The organism is Acinetobacter sp. TW_SC_4, from assembly GCF_054861205.1.
Genome location: NZ_CM142174.1, coordinates 370647 through 391103, shown reverse-complemented (window position 1 = coordinate 391103; position 20457 = coordinate 370647). Strand labels below are relative to the sequence as shown.

Here is a 20457-nt window from a genome sequence, read left to right as displayed (position 1 = left end):
CTGCTGTGTTAACCCTTTTTAAGGATTAATAATCTACGCCCCAATTTACGTAGATACGACCAGCTTCGAGATCAACTCGTTGTACCACATCTTTATGCCATGGAATCATCCGCTCTTCGCCATCAACGCTGTTAGCAGTAGCGCGAACTACCATTACGTCATTGGCACCTGTTTCAAACATTTCATGGATTTGACCGAGATTCACTTCCTGTTCTTCTTCATCCAGACCTAACACAGTTAGACCTTTCAAATCAGACCAGTAATACTCATCCACGCCTGGTTGAGGCAGTTGCGATTTAGAGATCCAGACATTAGCACCCACCAGACCGTCCGCTGCGGTGCGATCACTCACACCCTTCAACGAAACAACCAAGCCCTTGCCATGCGGTTTCCAACGTTTTACATCGACAATTTGCCATCCTGCTTTGGTCTCAATGTACCAAGGAAGGTAGTCAAATATGTTGCTCATAGGTTCTGTATTGGAATAGACCCAGAGCCACCCATTTAATCCATATGCTGAACGTAACTGTCCAATCTGAATACGATCTTCGGGAACATTCTGTGTTGGTGTCATGGGCTACCTGCTACCTTAAAATTAAGCAGCAGCTGCAGCTTTCTTAGCTTGAGCAGCTAGAGAAGCAACACGTTCAGAAGGTTGAGCACCTTGAGAAACCCAGTGAGCAAAACGGTCAGCATCTAAACGAAGTTTTTCTGCTTTACCTTGAGCTGTAGGGTTGAAGAAACCGATACGTTCGATGAAACGACCGTCACGTGCATTACGGCTATCAGTCACAATGATTTGATAGAACGGACGTTTTTTAGCACCACCGCGTGCAAGACGAATAACAACCATGATAGAACCTTATAGTTTTTACGGATTATTCATGTACCGACCACCGGAACACTTCAAACCCCTTTCATAGAGGGCAATATTTTACGCGAAGTTTGCCCTGAATGAAAGATCAAAAGTTGGTTATCCACAATTTTGAATTTGGTTAGCGTCCGTCCCAAGTAGAAGTGCTCATCAATGAAGCTGCACAATTTATTGGTGTTGTTGTCTTTGACCAATGTCGGAATCCTTGATAATCAATACACATTGCACCATTTCCTCGCTGCGATTCTGACGTAATCGGATCAGCAATTAATACCCAACGTGTATAATTAGCTATTGTAGAACCATCCGATTTTATCTCAGCAGGAAAAACCAGACTCAAATTATAAAGCCCATTTTCAGATACCCCTGAAACCCCAATATCACTCAAACTAATTGTTGTAGTAGCTGACTTTTTATAATGAAAATTTGCAATCTTATAACGGTTAATTTTACTCACAACTTCCATGAGTTCTGCTTGAGTATCTACTCGATTTACCCTGATCTTATAACCCTGATAGGATGGCAAAGCTATAGCAGCTAATATACCGACGATTGCCACCACGATCATTAATTCAATAAGTGTAAAACCATTTCTTAATCTGTCCATGAAGCTTCCCCACTACAGCCCAGATCAATCGTACTACCTTGTACTTTTTTACACTTCAGTCCCGTACTCGTCATGACAAATTGCTGCAGTTTTGGATAACTCGCACTTGGGGTGGCGAGAATCACCCAATTTCTACCAGTTGCATCTGTATCTGTCAGTGCATTATCTGTGTTATCACCATCTTTAACACTAAACGTATATTTAGCATTGGTAGAAGTCGGATAATAATCCATTCCACTTTCAATAGCATAATTCAGATAATTGAATTGGCGAGCCTTGAACTTCTCCAATTCAGTTGCAATTTGTTGTATTCGCTGCTTTGCTACAGCTTCATCAGAACGCTGTATATAACTCTGATAACTTGGAAAAGCGATTGCAGCAATGATAGCAATCACCACCACTACAATCATTAGTTCAATTAGTGTAAACCCCTTTTTATATTCGTTCACCATATCCTCCTTAATTTCGCTCGTACCAACTATAAGGAGTCAGCTTTATTTTATTACGATATAATGTATTTAAAATTTTGTTGCTAGTAGGATTTCGATTTTCAACAGGGCCAATAATGCTACGATAAGGGACACCATTCGTATCAGTACTCTGGCCTAGAGTTATACCTAACAGACCCTTACCTAAGGTCATAGTATTATCTTCAACTGTATCGCCTGCTCCACATTGTCCATATGGCATACAGAAACGATGTGCTCGACTTGACCCGTAAATACCCGCACCACATGATTCTGTACTGCCTACACCTTCAGCATCAAATGTACTTACATATAAGTCAGAATCTAATAAGACCAAATCACTTTGAACTTTTTCTACAGCCTTACGGTTGTTAACTGAAGCTGAAGAAGTAAATTCATAGTACCAACCCTTATAGGCAGAGTTTTCATTATAACCCTCGCTTGCAATATCATCCTCAGAAGCTAGCTCACGATCGTTATCCGTTATTTTTTTTAAGTTAGTTCGAGTTATGCTTAATGGACCTTTCGTTGAAGTCGCAGGATTTGTATCCATGACCGCTAAATCATAAATATTATAGATCGCATCGTTTAATAATTTTAGATTCTCTATACCACTTTCGCCATTAACCACATATTTTGAATCAATTACCTTACCTAATAGCGGCGTACTACGGTTACCACTACCAATACTCACCACCGCAAACATACCTGTCGCATTACGGTATACACTGAACGTTGGCATTTCATAAAAACGCGGTGCATACTTCCCTGTTTCTTTGAAATCCGCTAAACGAGTAATTTTAGCAAAGTCTGCTTTTGCGTCAGAAGAGCTATGATTAGATTTCAAATCAATACGGAATACCTGTCCACCCAAATCACCAAAATAAAGATGATCTACATCACCATCACCTTCACGGTCAACTGCTTTGATTTGGCTAACAACACTATATTCTAAACGAGATTTATCTCCACCAGATGCATCATAGGTCGACCATAACAAGTCACCTGTGTCAGCATCAAACATGTAAACACCAGCACCTTTAGTCGTCTTTCCTGCTCTAAAATCCTCATATTGTGGGTCATAACCACCACCAACCAACATGACGAGTTTACGCTGACCTTTCCACTGTACATAAGCAATGGTTGGCTTTGACCAACTTTGTCCCATTTTGCTTAAATCACCATAAGCAGTACCAGATATATCATTTGTTTTATAAACTTTGCCAGATTCAGGATCTATGCGGAATTTAATTTTCGGTTGATCAATGTCTGTTAAGTCCAATGCATAATAGCTTGAACCGCCCATTCGCATGCCGCCATAAACCCATTGTTTACCTTTTTTACCTGATGAAGGATTGACCTCAAATTTATCGGAAGTAGTGTTATAGACATATTCTGTATATGCTGTCCATGCACCATCAATACCATAATAGAGTTGATCCATACCATTACCTTCGGTATTCGGCTCACTTAATAAAGCTTTTGGCTGAGCCGATAACATCTCCTCTGGAATAAATGTAAAAATCTCCTTACCGCCATCATAATTTCTAGCTGTTGTTCCACTCGGATATGTTTCTGCTTCTCGTCCAGTTTTTACAACGTGCAATGCACCTTGTGTCGTTCCAAATAAGATATAGTCATTGCGATCAACAGTTTCATTCGATTTTTTAGTATCGCTATAAGTGATTTTTCCTGATTGGGTTAATAACACTGGTGTGGAGTGCATGATTGCACCTATCGAGCGGTTTTGCTCCCTGTTCACTAAATTTGTGAGTTCTAGAGAATCTAAAGCAGCCAGCTCATCCAATTCAGTTTCTGTTAAATCATAACCAAGCGCTCCCAACAGGTATTTATTATTACCTGTAGCGATTTTTTCTTGCATATATTCCAGGTTAACTTTCTGAATTGAACCACCAGCATTGGTATAAACAGCTCGCGCAAAATCAGTACCATCAGTAAATGTTTGCAAATTCAGTTTACTCAGTAAACCACCATAAACCTGCAAATCAGCAGAGGCACCATTTACCCATAAATCTTTAGTTGAAGTATTTAGCTCACCATCTGCACCAAATACTTTTGCATTGGACTGGCCAACAAGCACGCCATCTTTAACCTTAAATTTTTTTAAATTACCAAACCAAGCTTCAAAGTCTTCAGAAGGTTTCGGTTGAAATTGAGGGAAATAGGCATAAGACTGAATCGCGATTGGATTAAGATGGTCTTGAGGAATTGCAGCAGTACCTGTCGTGATTGCTGGAATAGGCACTTTAATTGATTCAACAAAATTCTGTACACTATTTACAATATCAGATGTATTAGAGGCACTATACCACCCTCCCTTTCCTTTCACTGCCGCTTTCGCTGCGGCAAGTGCATTATTTTTAAAGTAACTACTGAGCATCGTATCCGTATATGTAGTTTCAGGATTATAAACAACATTATTTCCTGTTGTTTTATGAGCAAAATTAAATGCTGTGCCGAAACCCACAACGGCTGTTTTAACTTCAGCACCTTCAGTATTTTTTTTCTCTTGTAGCTTTTGAGCTATAGCTTCTACACAAGGCCAAGATTGACTATTACTAGTACCATCACATTGTGAAGTTGTCACCTTTTCCGTTAATTTAGGGTTTACTGTTGTTCTTGCTGTTCCTGAGTTATCACCTGATGGATCACCATCAGTTAAATAATACATCCCATAACCGGCACAAGCTGTTTCCACTCTAGACATATGATCTACTAGATCTACAGCAGCTCTTGAATAAGCACGTGCAATTGGAGTCCCTCCTAGTGCTTGCCAATTTTTTGCATAATTCAGTAAAGTTTCTCTGTTTTCAGTCGTAAGTGTCAAAGGTGATGTTTCTGTAGAGGGTGTTGCATTATAAAACTTAGTGAAACCAATGGATGCAGTATCTGGCAAAGGCGTGTTAGTCGTAGCAATTTTACCTCCATCCACTGAAGAGTTACCGCTAATTAGATCAAACATGCTGCGAACGAGCATTGTTACTCGGTCAGGGCAACTATAAGCCATCTCTTCATAATACACCCACCACCCACCAAACAAACCGTAAGATTGCCATTTTCTAAAAGTTTTTACCTCTTTCATACATGTTTTAGCTATAACTTCTTGATCAAGCTTTGTTCTTAGAGTAGAGCTTAAGTCATTGTACGTCGTTTGAGTGATATAACAAAATGTGCCGTTATAATCAAAATCCTTATTATTAAATCTAGTCCGTACAACTTTCGATTCACTAGTACATGAAGTACTTGTACCTCCAAAAAAATCTCTTTGTACTGATTTGTCCTCAGATTGAGACATTGAACCAGACAGATCCAGCACAAACATGAGCGTTGCCCCACCCGTAGTGGGTGCTTTATAAATCTCAATATCACTGGCATAGGTCATGCTCGTTTGGCAAATCATTACTGTACTTAAAGCCGTTAACCCTGTGACTAAGCCATGTTTTGTCTTATTTTTCATTGCCATGCCCCCAATTATTTACCAATATTTTGCATGAGTGAATAACGTGCTACCTGCGTATGAGTAGGTACCCCTAAATCAATTAAACACTGTGAAACTGTTAATTTTGCTAAACGAATTGCTTCTTTTTCATCATCAGTTGAATCTTCCGTAATTTCACCTTGGAGTGACTCTGCTTTAGTTTCAGGAATTGCATTAAAATGATTGCTAAAACAATTTTTTATAGCTGATGATAACTGACTGCTAGTTAAATTAGTATTTTCAGAAAGGTTTGGAAAAATTGTAGTCGCCACAACCGTATACAACTGTGCTGGATCAGCTTTTGCTGTTTCAACATCTGTTCCAGTTTGCATATGTTGGAAAGCAGCCGCTTCTGACATATCCGCTGCTTTAATTGCAACTTGCGTCATCACAGTTTTTCGATGAGTACTGAAGTATCCCGAATCAATCTTACAAAAACCGAGTTGACTCAAACCGGTATTGGTTACTGTATTACCATCCCAGTTAATTAAACTCGCTTTAGTAAAATCAAAAAAATTAGTGTCACCGGCCTTATAACAAAAAACCAATTCTTTACCAGAGTCGTCTTCCGCCTTAATGAAGCCAAACATGCCATTCAATGCCATTTGCCTACTTAATTCACTTGGATTTTCTAATTGAAATAAAGCTGCGTCTGAGTTTTGCAACATGAGCTGCTGCGCCTGACTTGCTGTAGCTACTCTAAGCTGTGTAGTACTAGAACGAATTGCTAAAGCACCTATTACTGTAATAGCCACCAACAGCAGGAGAACGACAATGAGAGTAGCACCATGTTGTGTTTTATACATTATCGATCCCCCAAAGCATTACGTAATGCCACGGTCTGCACTATCGGAGTCCTTAAATAACGTCTAGGCTGACCTGAATTTAACGTTACTTCAAAATCACTCCATAATTTAAATGTTGGCGCAACAGGCACTGTGCTCTCTGTAGTAGCGTCAGAAGCTCTGGAAATCACCGCCAATTGTACCGATAAAATACGTGGTTGATCTGAGGTGGGGTCTACATAATCTTCCAAAGTCATATATTTTTTCGCAGCCCCCTCCTGAACTAAGAATCTCACCTTAAATAACTCAACTCTTTTTAAAATAATTTCGCCATTGTTATAAAGTGTGGAATCTAGAGTTGCTGTAGCACCCTCTTCAGGGATGCTATATCTTCCTGCAGCACAAGCCAAAACTTTCTTTTCCTGTGCTGTAGTCTCATGATTAGCAGGGCTATTGTCTGCTCTTACAAAATATCGCTCCACAATAAATTCATTCCGTGAATCAATTTTCCCACCAGCACAATCAAATCCACCAACCTCAGCAGGACGATATTGAATAACTAATTGATCATTTTTCACTGCACCCGTACTGGTAAAGTTGCTTTCATCTTCCGTAGTTAAGGAGCTGTACTTATCATTAAAGTCTGCACGACTAGTGACCCCACTTGGTAGGTTATTTTTATTAAAAATAATGCCTGACTTAGCGACATCAGGCTTTACCGTCGCCAAATTATTATTCAAATTAGCCAAGCGAATATGAGAGGTCAGATAGGAAAGGCCAAAACTTTGGTCATCCTGCAAACTGTTCGCACTATTTTGTAAAACGAGATTTCTCTGTCCAGATAAAAACAATAAAGTTGCGCTAGCAGCAATAATTAAACCTAATGCCATCGCAATCATGAGTTCTATGAGCGTAAAACCAGTTTGTTTCATTGGTAAAGCTCCATAATCACACAGGTCGATTTAGTATTGTATGAAGCTCCATTGGTACAATCTGTTGTTCCTGCATCATTTGTTGCAGATGTATTTCCCCAAGCAACATATACACAATAACGCCCATTGGTTGTACTAGACGCAGATTGTTTTGGGCATTGCATCAAATTCATACTCATACCCAAATTTTGAGCAAAAGTAACAATTTCATCTACGTCATAGTCTGCTAGCTCAGCACCACTACAAAATTCAATACTACAATCCTTGGAATCTTCATTATTTATTTGTTTAGAAGCATTTGACATTTCTGTAAGATAGGATGTAGGGGTTGTGCCAAATGTCCACCCCTCTCTATTGACACGGATACGTTCAGCCAGATCACGGGCAATATTAATTGCCTGTACACGCTGAGCACTTTCTGCTGTCGCCTCTAATGCCCTCATTTGCAGCATTACATATCCAAGCACACCTATTGCCAGCACAACTAAGGCAACTAATACCTCAATCAGACCAACACCTTTTTGATGATCTTTTGAAATCATGTACAAGATCCCTTTTTAACCTTATGTATTTGTCCCAATGCTGTTAGCGTAATTTTTATTGATTCACTGTTACCCGTATTCTTACAAACTTCAATTACATCAAAGGTAGAGCGCAAAAAACCTTGTTTATCAAATTCGACTTCCGTGTCAGACGCATTTTTTAGCCGCGCTGAGCCTTCACTAATCCAGTTAAAAACAGGTGGATTATCTGTCCCAGCAACGTTTAACTTTAAAGTAACCCCTTGATGATTCAATACCGCATAAGTACGTGCTTGCTTGATCTTATCGATCAAGGCATTTGTATTTGACTTAAATTTTTGGTTTTTTATCATATTACCAAAAGAAGGCGCAGCGATCGTTGCAATAATCCCTAGTACCGCAATCGTCACCATGAGCTCAATTAACGTAAAACCTTTATTCTTTTGCACACTCTTCCCCAGCTCCAAAACTTTCCCCTATTAAAAATAATATCTATAAATTTTACAAAACCTACACAGAGTAGATAAAAGGCATAAAAAAACAGATAACTGTCATATTATAGCTATCTGTTTATTTTTTAATAAAAAATAAATTGTTAAATAGTTAACAATTTAAGCCTGTGTTACAGGAATACGTAACTCTTTTGGCAGACTAAATGTAATATTCTCTTCTCGCCCATCCAGTTCTTTTGGTGCCTGTGCACCCCAATCCTGTAAACGCTGAATCACCTGCTTAATTAAAATTTCCGGGGCGGAAGCACCTGCAGTTACCCCAATTTTAGAAATATTGGTAAACCATTCCTGCTTGAGCTCATCTGCATTATCGACCAGATAGGCCGCTTTACCCATACGTTCCGCCAGTTCGCGCAAACGGTTTGAATTGGATGAATTCGGTGATCCTACAACCAGCACGACATCACAACGTGCAGCTAAATCACGTACAGCATCCTGGCGGTTTTGTGTCGCATAGCAAATATCATCTTTGCGTGGACCTTGAATATTCGGAAATTTTTTACGAAGCGCATCAATGACTTTCGCTGTATCGTCAATTGACAAGGTTGTTTGGGTCACAAAAGCGACTTTCTCAGGATTACGAACTGTTAAAGCAGCGACGTCATCTTCATCTTCGACCAGATAAATGTCACCGCCATTATTTTTATCATATTGCCCCATGGTGCCTTCAACTTCCGGATGGCCTTCATGACCAATCAAAATCGCTTCCACCCCTTCGCGGGCGTATTTGGTTACTTCAATATGCACCTTGGTAACCAATGGACAGGTCGCATCAAAGACTTTTAAACCACGGCGTTCAGCTTCCTGCTGCACAGCTTTAGACACACCATGTGCACTAAAAATTACGATATTGTCATCCGGAACTTCATCTAGCTCATCGACAAAGATCGCACCGCGCTGACGTAAGTCATCTACGACAAATTTGTTATGCACCACTTCATGACGCACATAAATGGGTGGATTAAAGCATTCTAGGGCACGGTTCACGATCGCAATAGCACGATCCACACCAGCACAGAAACCACGCGGGTTAGCTAAAACAATTTCCATAGAAATCCTCAGTACTCACTCAATTTATGGCGCTACAATTGAAATAAATGTAAAACAATCGACGTACAACTATTTAGTTTAAAGCCGGTCTACTCTAAAATAGAGAAGATATTTTATCATATCAGGAAAAATATCATGTCGGGTCTCTTGTTTGTCGTTTCTGCAGCGTCTGGAACGGGCAAAACATCCCTCGTTAAAGCATTACTTGAACGCGTCAACAATCTTCATGTTTCTGTTTCTCATACGACACGCGGTCAACGACCTGGCGAACTCGATGGCGTACATTATCATTTCTCGACTAAAGAAGACTTTTTAAACCTGGTCGAAGAAGGTGGTTTTATTGAATATGCCGAAGTCTTTGGTAATTATTACGGTACAGCACAAGCGACTGTAAAAGAACAACTTGCTAAAGGTCATGATGTACTACTTGAAATTGACTGGCAAGGTGCACAACAAGTCCGTCGACTTTTTCCTGAATCTAAACAGATTTTCATTCTTCCGCCAAGCCAGTTTGATTTGCGTCAGCGTCTTTCCAACCGTGGAACAGATTCTGTTGAGGTGATTGAACACCGTCTTAGCTGTGCAGTCGAAGACATGCAGCAGTATGTCAATTTTGATTATGTCATTATCAATGATGATTTTAATAAGGCATTACATGATCTTGAATCTGTGATTATTGCCAATCGTCTAGCACTTTCCCAACAAGCGACCCGCCATGAAAAACTGATCCAGGCTCTAATTACTCCAAGCGAACAGTGATTAAAACTTGAGTCTCCAGACAAAGCATTTTATACTGTGCAGTCTGTTGAAATTTACTATTCAAAACGAGAATTCTTATGGCACGCGTAACCGTTGAAGATTGTTTAGACCATGTAGACAACCGCTTTGAGCTTGTACTAGTGGCAAGCAAACGCGCGCGTCAATTGGCACGTCAAGGCATTGAACCAACTGTAGAATGGGACAATGACAAACCGACTGTAGTTGCTTTACGTGAAATCGCTGCAGGTCATGTATCAAAAGATATTTTGAAACAACGTGATCAAGATTATCAAACTTCTAGTTTAGACCTTGCTCTTTCTGCAAATAATCTAAATTTAGATGGTTTTTCTTTCCAATAAGAATAAACCATTCCAAAAAGCCTAGTTTTAAACTAGGCTTTTTTTGTTCTGTGACTTTTATATTTTGCGCAGAACGGTTATAACATAAGGGTTAGCTCTAAAGTCAGTATAAATTTTTCACTTGTTGATATGAAAAAACTGACCCACTTTATGTTATACATTTCATACGAGCTTTCTCTGTTTTATTTGTTAAAAAATCCAGTTTTAAAGGTGTTTTATGCCAGGCCCACAGGTCAGTGAAGCTAAGCAACAGTTAAAAATCATCATCGACGCGTACTTAAGTGAAAGCGATGTCGAACGTGTGCTTGCGGCCTGTGATTATGCCGATATTGCCCATGATGGCATTACCCGTAAAAGTGGTGAACCTTATATTCTGCACCCTATCGCGGTGAGCTGTATTCTGGCCCATATGCGTCTGGATACTGAAACCTTAATGGCAGCGCTGCTGCATGATGTCATTGAAGATACCGACTTCAATAAAAATGACATTACTGAAAAATTTGGCAGCACGGTTGCAGAGCTGGTTGATGGTGTCACCAAGCTCAGCCATTCCAGTGATAAGGAATATAATAAAGCGGCCTCTTTCCGAAAAATCCTGCAAGCGACTTTACAGGATCCACGTGTCATTATTGTGAAACTGGCAGATCGCTATCACAACATGACTACGCTGGAAGCATTACGCCCGGATAAACGTGCTCGTATTGCCCGTGAAACCTTTGAAATTTTCGTTCCAATGGCACGCTTGGTCGGCATGAACGAAATGGCAGATAATCTGGAACATCTCTGTTATCAGAATCTGGATCTGGATATGTATAATGATGTCCAGGCTGCCCTTTTAGAAACCAAGCCTAAACGCTGTGAATATCAGGCCAAGTGGGAACAGAAACTTAACGAATTACTACAGCAATATGCCATTGAAGGCCGGGTTAAAAAGAAAAACAATAATATCGAGCTATTACGCCATTTTGTAAAAAATGATATTGATCTGCAGGAACTTACACATAGCCACGCATTTGAAATTATCTTACAGAGTATTGCCGATTGTGACCGTCTCGCAGATATTCTGACTGAAAGTTTTACGGTTCAAAATTATCAGGACAATATTCGCCGCCCCCTTCCAGGCGGCAACCAGTCATTAACCATGCGATTAAAAGGCGAAAAGACCACCCTGTCACTGACTATTCAAACTGAACTGATGCGTAAAGCTGCACGCTTTGGCGTCGTACTTGGTGAAAATGCCCCTCAAGCCTGTCGCTCTGCCATTCAGGCATCCATGCAAAATCTGAACGTACTGGTTGATGGTGAATGTGCCAAAACCACGTTCAGCGAATTACTGGATTATCTGCATCAGGAAAAAATTTGGGTTTATACCCCTCACGGTCATCTGCATGAATTGCCGCAAGGTGCGACTGCTGTTGATTTTGCCTATGCCGCCAGCCTGTTCCTGGGTAACCACGCTATTGGCGCCAAAATTAATGGTGAAACCAAACCGCTTTCTACGCCATTATTGAGTGGTCAGGTCGTTGAAGTTATCACTGATGTTCTTGCAACCCCAAACCCGGACTGGCTCAGCTTTATTAATACCCAAAAAGCCCGTCGCGCGATTCAGAATATCCTGCGCGATCAAGACATTGATGAACAGCGCCTTGTGGGTCAACAGGCCCTCAACCGTGCCTTAAAACTTTTCCAGTGTTCTATTCTCGATCTGACCGACGCTGACTGGAAAAATGTACTGGAATGGCGTCATGTTCCCACTAAAGAGCAACTATTTGAACAGATTGCTGTAGGTGACTTATTACCACAACTGGTTGCTAACCATTTATTTGCACATGACCAGCATCAAAATGCGAATAGTTCAGGTCGTCTTATTCAGGGTACAGAAGGTGTAGATGTTAAATACGCACATTGCTGCAACCCGGTACTTGGTGATCCAATTCAAGGTCATCTGACTCGTCGTGGCCTAATTGTACATCGTGCCCGTTGCCATAATTTATTGCAGGAACAACATATGCATCCTGAAAATATTATGCCTCTACAATGGACGACTGAAGATTTGGATGATGTCAGCTTTACTGCCTATCTCTGTATTGATCAGACCATGGACGATGAACAGATTTCCGATCTGATTTATCAATGTCGTAAAGGCCATACAGGTGTAGAGATGGTGCGTAATTATGATGGCAAAACTTATGTAAATATTGTGGTGCATAACCGTAAACAGATTGCCAAGATTATTCGTGATTTACGCATGCATTTTGGTTTTCCACGTATTACCCGCTTAGAACAACCGCTCAATATTGCTGAAACCTCTAAAGCCAGTTAATCATTTAAAACGATAATGCTTTTGTCAGTTGAATTGATCTAATATGATGTATGTTGATGTTGACATCCTCCAGCTAAAGCAAGCGGATTCCTACTGCTAGACGCTCATGCCCAAGCGCAAGTATGTTCTTAGCGGAATTTAAATCACGATGATTTATACTTCCACACTCACATTCCCATACTCTTATTCGCAAATCTGTTCTACCTTTGGGACTGCTAGAGGTGATTTCACCGCAGCACGAACAGATTTGGGTTGTGAATTTCTCACTGACTTCCTCAAACAATACCCCTGCGTTCTCGCATTTATACTTGAGCATTGTTTTCAGTGCTGAAAATCCTGTGTCCAAAACAGATTTCGCCATCTTGGTTTTTACAAGTTTGCTCGCACTTAAGTCACCTACAACAATCAGTGCATTTTCTTTCACAAGCAGAGTGCTTGCTTTATGCAAATGGTCTTTACGACAATTGGCAATTTTAGCGTGTAATGCACGTACACGTTTTTTATTTCTTGCTCTTTGAGCAATCCCTAATTTCTGCTCGTAATTACGGTAAAACTTAGGATTTGAAATTACAGTACCATCTGAGCAGGTGGCAACGTCTTTTAGACCAAGATCAATACCAATCGCTTTAGTTGCCGTTGGTTTGTCTTGTTTAGGTGAGTCCACAACAAGACACACATACCAGCGCCCACGACTATCCTCAACGAATGAGCCTGTTCTCACGCTGTATTTACTTATGCCGTAGCTATCCCATAGCTTAAATTTCTGCTTGCCGTATTGCACATATCCATCAGCATATTTAATCGCTACTTTTTTAAATGGTATCCAACCAAGCGAACGTCTTGCTGACTTCTTGTTACTCACACGCCATTTCAGCTTTGCTTTCTTGTGTTGTCTTCTTTTATCAACATATTCTTCTGTTATCCCTTGCACTGTTTGACTATGCAAACCACACAATTTTGAAGTTCCTTTTGTGTATTGAGTCATATCAAATGCTGAGAAAAAGTCACCTGTTCTTTTCAGGTGTTTGAAACTCAAATCATTCACATAATTCCAAACAAAGTTCACCTCAGATGCTAATTGGTCTAGCACCTTGCAATGTTTGTCTTTTATGCGTAATTTAAGTGTTTTCATGAGCTTATTTTAGATCATGTTAAATTAAAGGTGTTGATTTTAAAAAATTCAACGACATTTTATGTCGTATCGCTTACAGCTCTGCCCTGAAGGACAGAGTTTTACGCTCCATTTGATAAAAGGAGAAATTAATGTTCCGCCAAGTAATCCATACTGAAAATGCCCCTGCTGCCATAGGCACCTATTCACAAGCAATTCTAGTCGGGGATACGCTTTATTTATCCGGCCAGATTGGTCTGGATCCATATAGTATGGAACTGGTTGAAGGCATCGAAGCTCAGATTCGCCGTGTTTTTGATAACCTGAAAGCGGTTTGTGAAGCAGCGGGTGGCTCATTAGCTGATATCGCAAAGTTGAATATCTTCTTGACCGACCTTTCTCATTTTCAACTCGTTAACCAGATTATGGGTGAATACTTTGCTCAACCTTATCCGGCACGTGCTGCCTTAGGGGTTGCAAGTTTACCGAAAGGTGCTTTAGTTGAGATGGATGGCATCGTCGTTATCAATCAATAAGTTATAAAAATCACCAAATCTCCAGCCTGCAATATTTAATTCTAAATTATAAATCGCTCTTGCGCAGAAATCCGAGTAGCACTCGGATTTCCGCTCAGGTGGTATTTTTTTATCTGAATCATCAATCATTATAAAAAGCATTTTCAAATGATTTTTATTGACAAACGATAACAATTATCAATAATATCTCTTATCTTATTTATTCACTGTGGTTGTATCCTATGTACGTTTGTCTATGCCGAGGCATTACAGATCAAGACATTAAAGATGCTATTGCAAATGGCGCCGAAAGTTACCGTGATGTACGCGAAATGCTTGACTTAGGCACGTGTTGTGGTCGTTGCGCTCCAGAAGCCCGTATGATCATCAGTGATGAAATTTCCCAGATTGCTGCACGGCTAGCGGTTGCTGCCTAAAGCGGATAACGATAATTATAAAATTAATGGTCTCGTATCATTACTCCTCCCCCGCCTCTGACTCTGGCGGGTTTTTATTGCTTTATATTTCACCTGAAGCTTTTTGATTGCGATTTTCATTTGCAGTTCAATAAATTACTCGCCATTGCTCGCTCGATTGATTTAAGATAAGTTAATCAAAAACCCATAGCGATAAATGGGTTAACAGGCTATATGGAGTGATACAATGAAAGGCAATCGTGATGTAATTAATCAGCTGAACCAGGTGTTGTATCACCACCTTACAGCGATTAACCAGTATTTCCTGCATTCACGCATGTTTAATGACTGGGGCATTGAAAAACTGGGTTCGGCAGAATATAAAGAGTCCATCCGCCAGATGAAGCATGCCGATAAAATCATTGAACGTATTTTATTTTTGGAAGGCTTACCAAACTTGCAACATCTTGGCAAATTGTATATTGGCCAGCACACTCAAGAAGTACTGCATTGTGATGTACGCAAAGTAAAAGAGAATATTGAAGTCATTCAGCAGGCTGTGGCTTTGGCAGAAACACAGATGGATTATGTGACCCGTGACCTAGTACGTGAAATTCTGGAAAAAGAAGAGGAATATCTGGACTGGACTACGACTCAGCTAGATCTTATCGAAAGTGTTGGTATCGAAAACTATATTCAAAGCCAGCTCTAAACTTAGAATGAATCAATAAAAAAGCCAGCTCTTGCTGGCTTTTTTATATGGAATTTATCTTGGCATATCCTGAATCAATTCTTCATAACTGAGTTCGGTTTTTTGAATAACTTTTAAGCGTTGCAGCTGATGCCTGGCTTCATTTTCATAACCATTAAAAGCTAACAGTTTGGCGTATTTAATCAGATTATATTTAGTTGGATAACTTAATACCATCTGCTCACCTGCTTGAATCCGTTCAGGGGAGGCTTTGCTATAAGGATTAAGACGAATCCAGTCAATACGATGATTAAACTCTGTTAATAAATAGATTGGCTGTTGATTGGTGATTTTTTCAGGCTGTTGCTCATAACGAATACTTTGGCCAAGTTTGGGTACAGCGACATCATAATCCCGATAGATCGCAATCAATAACAGTAGTCCAAACCCAAAAATGATTTTCATTGCTATAGCGGGTAAGGTCACGGTTTTGATATTCGGATTTTGGGCTAGAACAGTACCTAAAATAAAACCTACTGGTAAAAGGAAATAGGCATAGTGCTGCGGAAACTCAAACATGGCATGCGTAAGAAAAGTCCCAATCATTAAAATACCAATGACCGACTCAGGGGTCTTAACCCATCGCTGCATTTGATAACCCAAATAGCCGAAATAGGCTAAGAAAGGCAGACCAATAACTAGCCCATTCCACAGCAAGAAATCAATAATTAAGTTATGTGCACTGCGAATCCAGACCGGACCCTGCACTGTATCACTGATCGAGACAAAGGCAACACTGGTCTGATACCAGCCATAACCAAACCATGGCTGTGCCTGAATGGCCGCTAGCATTTGCTGCCAGATTGCCAAACGCGACATATCCCCTGTAGCACGTGCTACTACATCGCGGCTTTGTACCACATCTGCATCTATTACTTGAGCAGCTAATTGGCTAAGTAATGGGAAAACAGCAATACACGCAATAAAGAAAACAAACCATATAATGCTGTAATACCATTTCAGACGGATCACACCTTTATATTGATAGAAAGCTAAATAAAGGATAATCGCACTCGCAGCAACCCAAGCAGTACGCGACTGACTTAAAGCAATTCCAATAACGATAGCTAAGGCGCAAGCCACTAACCATTTAGTCTGGATTTTTTTCTTCTCATACAGATAAAGACAGCTCATCAATGCCATGACCAAAAAAGTCGCCATATTGTTCGGCTGGGCAAAGTTGGCATAAGGTCGCTGATTACCACTGATATTAACCATACCAGGTAAGCTTGCATCCAAGTTAGTCCACTGACACAAAGTAATTAAACCTGTGATTGTTCCTGAAACTAAAAATACATAACTCAAATTAGTAAAGGTTTCTTCTCGGCTATAGTTCCCTGTTGAAAGGTGATAACCCAACACACTTGCCAGCCAAAAGCTAAAGACAAAAATGAAGCCCATCATGGCAGTACTAAAGAAAAATACCTGCCCTGCCAGCAACTGGATCAAAGGTACACAAGCGAGTAGCAATAAAGGTAAACCTACCACTGGTAATTTAATTTTCTCTTTCAGAAATATCGCAGCAATAGCAAAGAGCGCAAAGAAGGTATACAGTTCACCGGTATAGGTTACCCATGGGCGGTAATGAATGGGCATAAGCCATGCAAGGGAGATCAGGATTGCTGCGATAAGGGCAAGCGTGAATTTCATGGAAATGTCAGGCAGTAAAAGTTTGGCACATGATAAACAAAAAGCAGATTAAAGGGTAATCTGCTTTTTTGCTTTGACCTTTCAAATACAGGTTAGTTCCAGGGGCGGAGATCGACAATTTTAATGACCTCAGCTTTTTCTTTGTTAATTAATACTACCATATCTACAGTATTGGCTTTTAAAGGAAGCCATGCGTCAGCTTTTGGATAACGTGCTAAAGTTTTTTCCCCCTCTACTTTTGAATTGTATTGTTGTAATTCTTCGAGTGGCAAGGCACGTTTTTGTAGTTTTGATTTGGCTTGAGTCAACTCTACATATCGTTCAGGTTGCTGAGCAAGAGAAATCCCACCCAATATCTCTGTAAATATATCATCTTGACGTTCCTTGGTACTGGTTGCCGATTTTACTGCAACAAACTGTGGTTTACCCCATGATACACGCTGAAATTGAGGTTGAGCCTGATCAATACCGTCTAGAATAATGTCATTTTTTCGTACCAATTCAAAACGGTCTGCATGAAATACTAACCATGCAGGGCGACCTTGCTCAAGGTTATATATCCCATAACATAAAGCAGCAATTTGAATGATAATAATCACGCTTAAGTCAAATTTAAGCATTTTTTTGCTTTCTTTATAAACCAATAGACCTAATAGCGGTCCTAAAATAACATCAATGACTAACAACATTAAAAATATATAGGTAACACCAACTGCACTCGCAAGTGGATTTGGATACCAGATAAAAAACACCACCCCTACTACCACTAGAGCTATTAAAAGTGAGATTAATAAATGAGTAAGGAAAAATTTTAGGCGTTTGGACATTATTTTAATCCAATGAAAGTCTTTAAAAAATTGATAAAAAATGAGTTTTTATATTTTGATAACTTTAATTTATTAAATATAACTTCTATAAATATAAAAAGACTGGAAAATCCAGTCTTTTTATGGAAAGTTAATATACTAAATTAGTAAGTGCCTTGGCATGACCCTGGAAGGTATTTATTTGGCATTGGGCTGGTAGGGTTTGGACCACATTTCCATCCTTGAATAGTCATTCCACCATCTGTACTTCCTACTAGTGCACGTGCTGTTGCTGTTTGACCAGAAGCAGGAGTAGGTAAAACCATAGGAGTTATATCAATAGAATTTTTTGTACTGCTAGTATCACCCTTCAAGTTATCCTCATTAGCCACTACTGTAATAACACCGTCTTCACTTGCAGTGCCACTTCTTACAAATTTAGTAGGAGATAAGCTACACGCTTCTGACAAAGCCGTACCTAAGTCTGCTTGTGGTGCATTTTGTACAATATCTGTAATTATAGTTCGGCAAGAAGAACCTGCCAAAATAACTTCAGATACACGCGCTTTAACTGTATAATTTTGATAAGCAGGCAGTGCCACAGCAGCAAGAATACCGATAATCGCTACAACAATCATTAATTCAATAAGGGTAAAACCCTTTTGCATAGTTTTCATAACATTCTCCACAAATGTTTTTTTGTTTATTTATAAGCTTAAGCAAAAGCTAATTTAGCCTATTTTGTATTTAGCACTAAATGTGCCAATTTTTATTATAATAATTTTGACAGAAAAAACAGCAGTTTAAAAAAATATTTTTCAATTTGTTATTTTTAGGTTTCATTTTGTGTAGATAACTGACAAAAATTGTCATTTATTTGACTAAAGTCACCCTAGAATGATGGGCTTATTTCCCAATTCATTCTTTAAATCATCCATTTTTCGATCATAGTATTGATTTAAAATTTCTCCAATCTGCTTTACACCCAAAATCACCCCATTCTTATACTGCTGTCGTTTCAATTCCTGAATAATATTCTGGCAAATCTGATCCCATACGTCCTGTGTAGTTGCCTGTTTAATTCCCCGATCAATCACAATTTCTACTTTATGATCACAGAGGTTTAAATATACAAGCACACCACTATTATGCTCTGTATCCCAGACCCCGAGTTCAGCAAAAAGTTGTCGGGCACGACACAGCGTATCCTGGTAATAAGCAGAACGAGAAGGTAGAGATCCTTCAATCACCACCTGAATTTCTCCTACATGCCCATGCTCTGCTTCTTCTACAGCTAATGCAATCGCATGCTGATCCTGCTTGGAGAAAAATCGCTTGGTTGCAGGCATATAAAAGAAGTGCTTAAGCCAGCGCTTAAAACTTGGTTGAGCATGTTCTTCCAGCTTAGGTTGCGTGACAATATCTGTTGTATCTGTAGTTGTTACCATGAGCCTGATGCTCCTCCCCCGCCAAAACCACCGCCGCCTCCACCGAAGCCTCCGCCTCCAAAACCGCCACGCCCATTACTACCGCCACGACCTCCACCTGCCATAAAGGCATGCAGGATCAGCTGGGCGAGTGAGGTAACAAGCAAAAAGAAAACTCCAGCACCAATTAATAGGCTAGCGACCAATCCCATGCCATTGACTAACCCGGCTGCAGTTCCAGCCACTGCAGCAGTGGCTGCACTCAGCTTTCTGCCAAAGATCATGGAACCAATAACACCAGCGACGATAATAAAAATAACCGAACCAAAAGTCGCTTGAGATGCTTGCTGCGCTTTATAAGCCTGCTCCTGACGCTCTTTAAGCTCAGCCGCTGCTTGAGCTGCAATTTCTGGATCCAGATTTAGAATACGCTCTATTTCTGCCAGCCCAGCATCTATCCCTTGTGCATACTGACCCTGCTTAAACAAAGGTGTAATTTTGTTATTAATAATCCGTCCAGCCACAATATCCGGCAGAACGCCTTCTAACCCATATCCAGTTAAAATCTGGATACGATGGTCATTTACCGCAATGGTCATTAACAGGCCATTATCATGTTCTTTTGATCCTAGTTGCCAGCGATCTGCCACACGCATGGAATAGTCAAAAATATCTTCCTGGCCTGTAGTAGGTACAATTACCACCCCGATCTGAGCCTTACCTGCCTGATAAAGATTGATGATTCGTTGACTAAGTTGCTGTTTTTCTGCTGCCGTTAATAAATTTGCCTGATCAATCACCGGCTCATTCATGCTTGGCAAGTCACGCTGAACCTGACCTTCTGCCATATCATTGGCAATTTGTGGCTGCGGAGCTGTAGCGGCTGATTCTACATTTTGATCCGTAGTATTCTTTTTAGGCTGCAAAATTTCACGTGCAACAATGACTTCTTCTGTATCAGTTGCCGTTGCTGTTTCACTCCAGGCAGGATTCATCAGGCTCATAATGAGACTGAGAAATATACCTGTACAAAGTTTTACAGCGCTCGTATGCATCATTGCAGCCACCTTATTAGCAGATTACCCAAGATCAA

Annotated in this window: 22 protein-coding genes; 6 read left to right on the top strand and 16 right to left on the bottom strand. The window is 40.1% G+C overall.

Going from position 1 to position 20457, the window contains the following annotated elements:
• Positions 1 to 25: 25 nt before the first annotated feature.
• The 10 genes from rimM to ispH all read right to left on the bottom strand — a co-directional run bounded on the left by rimM (position 26) and on the right by ispH (position 9247).
• Positions 26 to 574 carry a ribosome maturation factor RimM gene (gene rimM / locus ACWM1W_RS01805; RefSeq protein WP_432242175.1) on the bottom strand — a complete coding sequence of 183 codons (549 nt, stop codon included), beginning with the start codon at positions 572 to 574 and terminating at the stop codon, positions 26 to 28.
• 21 nt (positions 575 to 595) lie between these two features.
• Positions 596 to 853, bottom strand: a complete 258-nt coding sequence (gene rpsP, locus ACWM1W_RS01800; RefSeq protein WP_004826436.1) for a 30S ribosomal protein S16 — start codon at positions 851 to 853, stop codon at positions 596 to 598.
• Between the two features lie 142 nt (positions 854 to 995).
• On the bottom strand, positions 996 to 1481 hold the full coding sequence (locus tag ACWM1W_RS01795) for a type IV pilin protein (protein ID WP_278356940.1): 486 nt from the start codon (positions 1479 to 1481) through the stop codon (positions 996 to 998).
• Entirely contained in the window at positions 1469 to 1930 is a 462-nt protein-coding gene (locus ACWM1W_RS01790; RefSeq protein WP_302700370.1) for a type IV pilin protein, read from the bottom strand. Before ACWM1W_RS01790 ends, ACWM1W_RS01795 begins: the two co-directional genes overlap by 13 nt.
• A 10-nt stretch (positions 1931 to 1940) precedes the next feature.
• Positions 1941 to 5426 (bottom strand): pilus assembly protein, encoded by a 3486-nt coding sequence (locus ACWM1W_RS01785; RefSeq protein WP_461603290.1) that lies wholly within the window; start codon positions 5424 to 5426, stop codon positions 1941 to 1943.
• Positions 5427 to 5440: 14 nt separating this feature from the next.
• On the bottom strand, positions 5441 to 6253 hold the full coding sequence (locus ACWM1W_RS01780; RefSeq protein ID WP_278356937.1) for a PilX N-terminal domain-containing pilus assembly protein: 813 nt from the start codon (positions 6251 to 6253) through the stop codon (positions 5441 to 5443).
• A complete protein-coding gene (locus ACWM1W_RS01775; RefSeq protein WP_461603289.1) occupies positions 6253 to 7164 on the bottom strand; it encodes a prepilin-type N-terminal cleavage/methylation domain-containing protein in 912 nt (303 codons plus the stop codon). Before ACWM1W_RS01775 ends, ACWM1W_RS01780 begins: the two co-directional genes overlap by 1 nt.
• Complete coding sequence (gene pilV / locus ACWM1W_RS01770; protein WP_168542238.1) at positions 7161 to 7706, bottom strand: type IV pilus modification protein PilV; 546 nt, start codon at positions 7704 to 7706, stop codon at positions 7161 to 7163. The genes ACWM1W_RS01775 and pilV overlap by 4 nt, the downstream gene beginning before the upstream one ends.
• Complete coding sequence (locus ACWM1W_RS01765) at positions 7703 to 8134, bottom strand: pilus assembly FimT family protein (RefSeq protein WP_461603288.1); 432 nt, start codon at positions 8132 to 8134, stop codon at positions 7703 to 7705. The genes pilV and ACWM1W_RS01765 overlap by 4 nt, the downstream gene beginning before the upstream one ends.
• A 162-nt stretch (positions 8135 to 8296) precedes the next feature.
• Entirely contained in the window at positions 8297 to 9247 is a 951-nt protein-coding gene (ispH, locus tag ACWM1W_RS01760; RefSeq protein ID WP_159122677.1) for a 4-hydroxy-3-methylbut-2-enyl diphosphate reductase, read from the bottom strand.
• 135 nt (positions 9248 to 9382) lie between these two features.
• Between ispH and gmk the strand changes: the two genes are divergently transcribed.
• The 3 genes from gmk to ACWM1W_RS01745 all read left to right on the top strand — a co-directional run bounded on the left by gmk (position 9383) and on the right by ACWM1W_RS01745 (position 12688).
• Positions 9383 to 10006, top strand: coding sequence for a guanylate kinase (gmk, locus tag ACWM1W_RS01755; RefSeq protein WP_461603287.1), 624 nt, complete (start codon positions 9383 to 9385; stop codon positions 10004 to 10006).
• A gap of 77 nt (positions 10007 to 10083) precedes the next feature.
• A complete protein-coding gene (gene rpoZ, locus ACWM1W_RS01750; protein WP_004650579.1) occupies positions 10084 to 10365 on the top strand; it encodes a DNA-directed RNA polymerase subunit omega in 282 nt (93 codons plus the stop codon).
• Positions 10366 to 10582: 217 nt separating this feature from the next.
• Positions 10583 to 12688, top strand: a complete 2106-nt coding sequence (locus tag ACWM1W_RS01745; protein WP_461603286.1) for a RelA/SpoT family protein — start codon at positions 10583 to 10585, stop codon at positions 12686 to 12688.
• Between the two features lie 73 nt (positions 12689 to 12761).
• Here the strand turns inward: ACWM1W_RS01745 and ACWM1W_RS01740 are convergent, their stop codons facing one another.
• On the bottom strand, positions 12762 to 13820 hold the full coding sequence (locus ACWM1W_RS01740; protein WP_004787095.1) for an RNA-guided endonuclease InsQ/TnpB family protein: 1059 nt from the start codon (positions 13818 to 13820) through the stop codon (positions 12762 to 12764).
• 131 nt (positions 13821 to 13951) lie between these two features.
• Between ACWM1W_RS01740 and ACWM1W_RS01735 the strand changes: the two genes are divergently transcribed.
• The 3 genes from ACWM1W_RS01735 (at position 13952) to bfr (ending at position 15442) form a co-directional block, all read left to right on the top strand.
• A complete protein-coding gene (locus ACWM1W_RS01735; protein WP_104425645.1) occupies positions 13952 to 14335 on the top strand; it encodes a RidA family protein in 384 nt (127 codons plus the stop codon).
• Positions 14336 to 14556: 221 nt separating this feature from the next.
• On the top strand, positions 14557 to 14751 hold the full coding sequence (locus tag ACWM1W_RS01730; protein WP_004787097.1) for a bacterioferritin-associated ferredoxin: 195 nt from the start codon (positions 14557 to 14559) through the stop codon (positions 14749 to 14751).
• A gap of 226 nt (positions 14752 to 14977) precedes the next feature.
• Positions 14978 to 15442, top strand: coding sequence for a heteropolymeric bacterioferritin subunit Bfr (bfr, locus tag ACWM1W_RS01725; protein ID WP_175966220.1), 465 nt, complete (start codon positions 14978 to 14980; stop codon positions 15440 to 15442).
• Between the two features lie 54 nt (positions 15443 to 15496).
• Here the strand turns inward: bfr and ACWM1W_RS01720 are convergent, their stop codons facing one another.
• The 5 genes from ACWM1W_RS01720 to ACWM1W_RS01700 all read right to left on the bottom strand — a co-directional run bounded on the left by ACWM1W_RS01720 (position 15497) and on the right by ACWM1W_RS01700 (position 20422).
• Positions 15497 to 17131 carry a PglL family O-oligosaccharyltransferase gene (locus tag ACWM1W_RS01720; RefSeq protein ID WP_375725963.1) on the bottom strand — a complete coding sequence of 545 codons (1635 nt, stop codon included), beginning with the start codon at positions 17129 to 17131 and terminating at the stop codon, positions 15497 to 15499.
• 92 nt (positions 17132 to 17223) lie between these two features.
• A complete protein-coding gene (tfpZ, locus tag ACWM1W_RS01715; protein ID WP_375725962.1) occupies positions 17224 to 17958 on the bottom strand; it encodes a TfpX/TfpZ family type IV pilin accessory protein in 735 nt (244 codons plus the stop codon).
• A gap of 143 nt (positions 17959 to 18101) precedes the next feature.
• The gene (locus tag ACWM1W_RS01710) at positions 18102 to 18605 is read right to left on the bottom strand and encodes a pilin (RefSeq protein WP_375725981.1); all 504 of its coding nucleotides are present in this window, start codon (positions 18603 to 18605) and stop codon (positions 18102 to 18104) included.
• A gap of 219 nt (positions 18606 to 18824) precedes the next feature.
• The gene (locus ACWM1W_RS01705) at positions 18825 to 19385 is read right to left on the bottom strand and encodes a TPM domain-containing protein (RefSeq protein WP_375725961.1); all 561 of its coding nucleotides are present in this window, start codon (positions 19383 to 19385) and stop codon (positions 18825 to 18827) included.
• Complete coding sequence (locus ACWM1W_RS01700) at positions 19379 to 20422, bottom strand: TPM domain-containing protein (RefSeq protein WP_375725960.1); 1044 nt, start codon at positions 20420 to 20422, stop codon at positions 19379 to 19381. The genes ACWM1W_RS01705 and ACWM1W_RS01700 overlap by 7 nt, the downstream gene beginning before the upstream one ends.
• Positions 20423 to 20457: the final 35 nt, after the last annotated feature.

Coding starts and splice junctions, on each gene's coding strand:
- ACWM1W_RS01795 (WP_278356940.1), bottom strand. CDS start 1,481: ATGGACAGATTAAGAAATGGTTTTACACTTATTGAATTAATGATCGTG.
- pilV (WP_168542238.1), bottom strand. CDS start 7,706: ATGATTTCAAAAGATCATCAAAAAGGTGTTGGTCTGATTGAGGTATTA.
- ACWM1W_RS01735 (WP_104425645.1), top strand. CDS start 13,952: ATGTTCCGCCAAGTAATCCATACTGAAAATGCCCCTGCTGCCATAGGC.
- ispH (WP_159122677.1), bottom strand. CDS start 9,247: ATGGAAATTGTTTTAGCTAACCCGCGTGGTTTCTGTGCTGGTGTGGAT.
- ACWM1W_RS01705 (WP_375725961.1), bottom strand. CDS start 19,385: ATGGTAACAACTACAGATACAACAGATATTGTCACGCAACCTAAGCTG.
- ACWM1W_RS01710 (WP_375725981.1), bottom strand. CDS start 18,605: ATGCAAAAGGGTTTTACCCTTATTGAATTAATGATTGTTGTAGCGATT.
- ACWM1W_RS01720 (WP_375725963.1), bottom strand. CDS start 17,131: ATGAAATTCACGCTTGCCCTTATCGCAGCAATCCTGATCTCCCTTGCA.
- ACWM1W_RS01775 (WP_461603289.1), bottom strand. CDS start 7,164: ATGAAACAAACTGGTTTTACGCTCATAGAACTCATGATTGCGATGGCA.
- ACWM1W_RS01780 (WP_278356937.1), bottom strand. CDS start 6,253: ATGTATAAAACACAACATGGTGCTACTCTCATTGTCGTTCTCCTGCTG.
- ACWM1W_RS01785 (WP_461603290.1), bottom strand. CDS start 5,426: ATGAAAAATAAGACAAAACATGGCTTAGTCACAGGGTTAACGGCTTTA.
- tfpZ (WP_375725962.1), bottom strand. CDS start 17,958: ATGTCCAAACGCCTAAAATTTTTCCTTACTCATTTATTAATCTCACTT.
- bfr (WP_175966220.1), top strand. CDS start 14,978: ATGAAAGGCAATCGTGATGTAATTAATCAGCTGAACCAGGTGTTGTAT.
- rimM (WP_432242175.1), bottom strand. CDS start 574: ATGACACCAACACAGAATGTTCCCGAAGATCGTATTCAGATTGGACAG.
- ACWM1W_RS01700 (WP_375725960.1), bottom strand. CDS start 20,422: ATGATGCATACGAGCGCTGTAAAACTTTGTACAGGTATATTTCTCAGT.
- ACWM1W_RS01740 (WP_004787095.1), bottom strand. CDS start 13,820: ATGAAAACACTTAAATTACGCATAAAAGACAAACATTGCAAGGTGCTA.
- ACWM1W_RS01730 (WP_004787097.1), top strand. CDS start 14,557: ATGTACGTTTGTCTATGCCGAGGCATTACAGATCAAGACATTAAAGAT.
- rpsP (WP_004826436.1), bottom strand. CDS start 853: ATGGTTGTTATTCGTCTTGCACGCGGTGGTGCTAAAAAACGTCCGTTC.
- gmk (WP_461603287.1), top strand. CDS start 9,383: ATGTCGGGTCTCTTGTTTGTCGTTTCTGCAGCGTCTGGAACGGGCAAA.
- rpoZ (WP_004650579.1), top strand. CDS start 10,084: ATGGCACGCGTAACCGTTGAAGATTGTTTAGACCATGTAGACAACCGC.
- ACWM1W_RS01745 (WP_461603286.1), top strand. CDS start 10,583: ATGCCAGGCCCACAGGTCAGTGAAGCTAAGCAACAGTTAAAAATCATC.